Below are 7,059 nucleotides of genomic sequence, written 5' to 3'. Positions count from 1 at the left end.
CAGCCTCGCGGCCGGCGAGACCAAGGAACTGAAGATCAACTACACCGTGACCGATGAGCACGGTGCGACCGATACCAACACCCTGACCCTGACCGTCACCGGCACCAACGACACGCCGATCGCCTTCCCGGCTGCCGGTTTCGTCAAGGAAGACGCACAGATCAGCGGCGAGCTGAAGGCCTTCGATCCGGACAACGGCGCCCAGCTGACCTTCACCGCCGGCAAGCTGCCGGCCGGCCTGACGATCGACAGCGACGGCAAGTGGAGCTTCGACGCCAGCGATGCGGCCTATCAGCACCTGAAACAGGGTGCAGTGCAGATCATCAGCGTGCCCTTCACCGCCACCGACGAGCACGGCGCGAAGAGCAACAGCGTGCTGGTGATCACCGTCACCGGCACCAACGACGCCCCCATCGCCAACGCCCCGACGCCGGTCGCCGCCAGCGAAGACCAGGTCAGCAAGGGCCAGGTCACCGCCTCCGACGTGGACGACGGCGCCAAGCTGAGCTTCAGTGTCGACGGCAACCCGCCGGCCGGCTTCACCCTGAAGACCGACGGCACCTGGACCTTCGACGGCAAGAACCCCGCGTACCAGGCTCTGGCCGAGGGCCAGACCCAGGAACTGCAGATCAAGTTCATCGTCACCGATGAGCATGGCGCTACCGACAGCAAGACCCTGACCATCACCGTGACCGGCACCAACGATGCCGCAGTGATCACCGGCGACACTACCGGTGCAACCGACGAAACCAACGCCCCGGTCACCATCGACGGCAAGCTCAACGTCACCGACGTCGACGGCCCGGCAACCTTCCAGGCCCAGACCAATACCGCCGGCGACTACGGCAAATTCACCATTGGCACTGACGGCACCTGGAGCTACGTTGCCAACTCTGCCTTCAACGAACTGAAGGTTGGCGAGCACCTGACCGACACCTTCGTGGTGAAATCCGCTGACGGCACCAGCACCAGCGTCACCGTGACCATCAACGGCACCAACGATGCGCCGGTTGCCACCGCCGATACCCAGACCACCGACGAGAACACCGTTTTCAACGGCCAGGTACCGGCTGCCAGCGACATCGACGGCACTGTGGTCAGCTACCAGTTGGCGACCAACATCGCCCAGGGCAAAGGCACCCTGACCTTCAACGCCGACGGCAGCTACACCTTCAATCCGGGTACCGCCTTCGACCACCTGGCCGTCAACGCCCACGAGGACGTGACCTTCACCTACCAGGCGAAGGATAACAACGGTGCGCTGAGCGACCCGCAGACCATCACCATCACCGTGACCGGCACCAACGACAAGCCGGTCGCCTTCGCCGACAGCCAGACCACCGAAGAGAACACTGTGTTCAACGGTCAGGTTCCGGCTGGCACCGACGTAGACGGCACTGTGGTCGGCTACCAGCTGGCGGACAACGTCGCCCAGGGCAAAGGCACCCTGACCTTCAACGCCGATGGCAGCTACACCTTCAATCCGGGCACCGCGTTCGATCACCTGGCCGACGGCCAGAGCGAGGACGTTACCTTCACCTATCAGGCGAAGGACAACGACGGCGCGCTGAGCGATCCGCAGACCATCACCATCACCGTCACTGGCAGCAACGACGCACCGGTCGCCAGCGCCACCAAGGACGCGGTGAAGGAAGATGCGCAGATCAGCGGCCAGCTCGCCGCCACCGACGCCGACGACGGCGCCAAGCTCACCTATGCCCTGGACAAGAACGCCCCGGCCGGCTTCACCGTCGATGCCGACGGCAAGTGGTCCTTCAACGCTGGCGATGCGGCCTACCAGCACCTGAAACAAGGCGCCACGCAGACCATCAGCATCCCCTTCACCGTGACCGACGAGCACGGTGCGACCAGCTCCAGCAGCCTGACCATCACCATCACCGGCACCAACGATGCGCCGGTGGCCAAACCCGGCAGCGCCGGCGTCAGCGAAGACAAGCTCAGCGTCGGCAAGCTGAGCGCCACCGATATCGACGATGGCGCCAAGCTGAGCTTCAGCCTGAACGACAAGGCACCGGCCGGCTTCGCCCTGCTCAAGGACGGCAGCTGGGTGTTCAATGGTCTCGACCCGGCCTACGCCAGCCTCGCGGCCGGCGAGACCAAGGAACTGAAGATCAACTACACCGTGACCGATGAGCACGGTGCGACCGATACCAACACCCTGACCCTGACCGTCACCGGCACCAACGACACGCCGATCGCCTTCCCGGCTGCCGGTTTCGTCAAGGAAGACGCACAGATCAGTGGCGAGCTGAAAGCCTTCGATCCGGACAACGGCGCCCAGCTGACCTTCACCGCCGGCAAGCTGCCGGCCGGCCTGACGATCGACAGCGACGGCAAGTGGAGCTTCGACGCCAGCGATGCGGCCTATCAGCACCTGAAACAGGGCGCTGTGCAGATCATCAGCGTGCCCTTCACCGCCACCGACGAGCACGGCGCGAAGAGCAACAGCGTGCTGGTGATCACCGTCACCGGCACCAACGACGCCCCCATCGCCAACGCCCCGACGCCGGTCGCCGCCAGCGAAGACCAGGTCAGCAAGGGCCAGGTCACCGCCTCCGACGTGGACGACGGCGCCAAGCTGAGCTTCAGCGTCGACGGCACCCCGCCGGCCGGCTTCACCCTGAAGACCGACGGCACCTGGACCTTCGACGGCAAGAACCCGGCGTACCAGAGCCTCGCCGAAGGCCAGACCCAGGAACTGCAGATCAAGTTCATCGTCACCGATGAGCATGGCGCCACCGACAGCAAGACCCTGACCATCACCGTGACCGGCACCAACGATGCCGCGGTGATCACCGGCGACACTACCGGTGCAACTGACGAGACCAACGCCCCGGTCACCCTCGACGGCAAGCTCAACGTCACCGACGTTGACGGCCCGGCCACCTTCCAGGCCCAGACCAATACGGCTGGCGACTACGGCAAATTCACCATTGGCACTGACGGTACCTGGAGCTACGTTGCCAACTCTGCCTTCAACGAACTGAAGGTTGGCGAGCACCTGACCGACACCTTCGTGGTGAAATCCGCTGACGGCACCAGCACCAGCGTCACCGTGACCATCAATGGCACCAACGATGCGCCGGTTGCCACCGCCGACACCCAGACCACCGACGAGAACACCGTTTTCAACGGCCAGGTTCCGGCTGCCAGCGACATCGATGGCACTGTGGTCAGCTACCAGCTGGCCACCAACGTCGCCCAGGGCAAAGGCACCCTGACCTTCAACGCCGATGGCAGCTACACCTTCAATCCGGGTACCGCCTTCGACCACCTGGCCGTCAACGCCCACGAGGACGTGACCTTCACCTACCAGGCGAAGGACAACAACGGCGCCCTGAGCGATCCGCAGACCGTCACCATCACGGTCACCGGCACCAACGATGCCGCAGTGATCACCGGCGACACTACCGGTGCAACTGACGAAACCGACGCCCCGGTCACCCTCGACGGCAAGCTGAACATCACCGACGTCGACAGCCCGGCCACCTTCCAGGCCCAGACCAATACCGTCGGCGACTACGGCAAATTCAGCATCGGCACCGATGGCAGCTGGAGCTACGTGGCCAACTCCGCCTTCAACGAACTGAAGGTCGGCGAACACCTGACCGACACCTTCGAAGTGAAGGCGGCAGACGGCACTATCACCAGCGTCACCGTGACCATCAATGGCACCAACGATGCGCCGGTTGCCACCGCCGATACCCAGACCACCGACGAGAACAGCGTTTTCAACGGCCAGGTTCCGGCTGCCAGCGACATCGACGGCACCGTGGTCAGCTACCAGCTGGCGACCAACATCGCCCAGGGCAAAGGCACCCTGACCTTCAACGCCGACGGCAGCTACACCTTCAATCCGGGCACTGCCTTCGACCACCTGGCCGCCGGCGCCCATGAGGACGTGACCTTCACCTACCAGGCGAAGGACAACAACGGTGCGCTGAGCGACCCGCAGACCGTTACCATCACGGTCACCGGCACCAACGATGCCGCAGTGATCACCGGCGACACTACCGGTGCAACCGACGAAACTAACGCCCCGGTCACCCTCGACGGCAAGCTGAACATCACCGATGTCGACAGCCCGGCCACCTTCCAGGCCCAGACCAATACCGTCGGCGACTACGGCAAATTCAGCATCGGCACCGATGGCACCTGGAGCTACGTGGCCAACTCCGCCTTCAACGAACTGAAGGTTGGCGAGCACCTCACCGACACCTTCGACGTGAAGGCGGCAGACGGCACCACCACCAGCGTCACCGTGACCATCAACGGCACCAACGATGCGCCGGTCGCTTCGGCTGATACCCAGACCACCGAAGAGAACACCGTCTTCAACGGCCAGGTTCCGGCTGCCAGCGACATCGATGGCACCGTGGTCAGCTACCAGCTGGCCACCGGCGTTGCTCAAGGCAAAGGCACCCTGACCTTCAACGCTGATGGCAGCTACACCTTCAATCCGGGGACTGCCTTCGACCATCTGGCCGTCAACGCCCATGAAGACGTGACCTTCACCTACCAGGCGAAGGACAACAACGGTGCGCTGAGCGACCCGCAGACCATCACCATTACGGTCACCGGCACTAACGACAAGCCGGTCGCCTTTGCCGACAGCCAGGCCACCGAAGAGAACACCGTTTTCCACGGCCAGGTTCCGACCGCCACCGACGTCGACGGCAGCGTGGTCAGCTACCAGCTGGCCAGCGACGTTGCCCAGGGCAAGGGCACGCTGACCTTCAACGCCGATGGCAGCTACACCTTCAATCCGGGTACCGCCTTCGATCACCTGGCTGCCGGCGCCCATGAAGACGTCACCTTCACCTACCAGGCGAAGGACAACGACGGCGCGCTCAGCGATCCGCAGACCATCACCATCACGGTCAACGGCACCAACGATGATCCGGTGGCCAACACCGACACCKCGCACACCAACGAAGACACCCCGGTCACCATCGATGTGCTGGGCAACGACACCGATGCCGAGGGCGATCCGCTGCACGTCACCGGCGCCAGCGCCACCAACGGCACGGTGGTGATCAACAACGACGGCACCCTGACCTACTCGCCGAAGGAAAACTTCAGCGGCTCCGACACCATCAGCTACACCATCAGCGATGGCAAAGGCGGCACCGCCACCTCCACCGTGACGGTCAGCATCGAGGCCGTCGCCGACAAGCCGAACCTGAGCCTGGACGGCAGCACCAGCCACCCGAAAGCCACCGGCCTGACCGTGGACACCTGGACTGGCCTCGACCTGGGCACCGGCGGCAATGGCGCAGCACCGGCCACCCTGCAGCAGAAGATCGACGCCGCCGGCACCCCGACCACCCACGGCTCCACCGACAGCGTGCGTAACACCGACGTCACCGCCGGTACTGCCACCAAGGTCAGCGGCCTGATCTTCCTCGAAGCCGGCCACACCTACACCTTCACCGGCGTGGGTGACGACAGCGTGCGCCTGGTCATCGGCGGCAGCACCGTCGCCGAAGCCACCTGGGGCGGCAGCAGCGGCAAGTTCAGCGGCACCTTCACCCCGACCGAGAGCGGCTACTACCCGATCGCCCTCTACCAGCACAACCAGAGCGGCCCGGGCAACTACACCCTGAGCATCTCCGACAACGGCAGCGACCCGCAGCTGCTGGGCACCGGCAGCGCCCAGGTGTTCCACAACACCGGCGAGCTGACCACCGGTGGCGAGCGCCTGTCCGACCTGACCGGCAGCACCGGCCAGAGCCACTACAAGGTGTTCGGCCTCAACGAAGGCAACGAGGACAGTGCGATCAACCTGTCGCACATCAAGGCCTCGCTGGTGGACAAGGACGGCTCGGAAACCCTTTCCGTCTCCATCGGCAAGATCCCGGTCGGCGCGACCCTGAGCGACGGCACCAACAAGTTCACCGCCGATGCCACCCACGACAGCGTCAACCTCAAGGACTGGAACCTCGACACCCTGACCCTGACGCCGCCGGAGAACTTCAACGGCACCATCAAGCTGGAAGTCAGCGCCACCGCGACCGAGAAGAGCAACAGCGACTCGGCGACCAACAGCCTCGACCTCAACGTCACCGTCTACCCGGTGAACGACGCGCCGACCAGCGCCAACCAGATCCAGAGCACCGCCGAAGACACCCCGCTCAACGGCAAGATCATCGCCAGCGATGTCGATGGCGATACCCTGAGCTACGCCGTGAAGGCCGGTTCCGCGCCGACCCACGGCAGCGTCACCGTCAACGCCAGCACCGGCGAGTACACCTATACCCCGGCCAAGGACTACAACGGCTCGGACAGCTTCACCGTCCGCGTCAGCGACGGCAAAGGCGGCTTCGTCGACTCCGTGGTGAACATCAACGTCACCCCGGTCAATGACGCGCCGACTTCCAGCAACCAGTCCAAGACCACTCCGGAAGACACCGCTCTTACCGGCAAGATCATCGCCAACGACGTGGACGGCGACAGCCTGACCTACACCGTGAAGACCGGCGCTGCGCCGGCCCACGGCACCCTCGTGCTCAACGCGACCACTGGCGACTACACCTACACCCCGGCCAAAGACTACAACGGCGGCGACAGCTTCACCGTCAGCGTCAGCGATGGCCATGGCGGCACCGTCGACTCCGTGGTGACCATCTCCGTCACCCCGGTGAACGACGCACCGACCACCAGCGACCAGTCCAAGTCCACCGCCGAAGACACCCCGCTGACCGGCAAGATCATCGCCAACGACGTCGACGGCGATACCCTGACCTACGCCGTGAAGAACGGCTCCGCGCCGACCCACGGCACTGTTACCGTCAACGCGACCACCGGTGATTACACCTACACCCCGGCCAAGGACTACAACGGCAGCGACAGCTTCACCGTGCGTGTCAGCGATGGCCACGGCGGTACCGTCGACTCGGTGGTGAGCATCACCGTCACCCCGGTCAACGATGCACCGACCACCAGCGACCAGTCGAAGACCACTCCGGAAGACACCGCTCTTACCGGCAAGATCATCGCCAACGACGTGGACGGCGACAGCCTGACCTACACCGTGAA

General features: G+C 64.4%; 1 protein-coding gene. It reads left to right on the top strand.

Translation table 11 applies throughout. The features are described 5' to 3' along the window. On the top strand, window positions 1-7,059 hold a 7,059-nt coding region (locus QO207_RS30860), incomplete at both ends, for an Ig-like domain-containing protein (protein WP_301536052.1).

Origin of the sequence: Pseudomonas sp. CAN1 (assembly GCF_030462585.1) — a bacterium.
Taxonomy (GTDB): domain Bacteria; phylum Pseudomonadota; class Gammaproteobacteria; order Pseudomonadales; family Pseudomonadaceae; genus Pseudomonas.
This window is presented reverse-complemented; position numbering and strand designations above follow the sequence as displayed.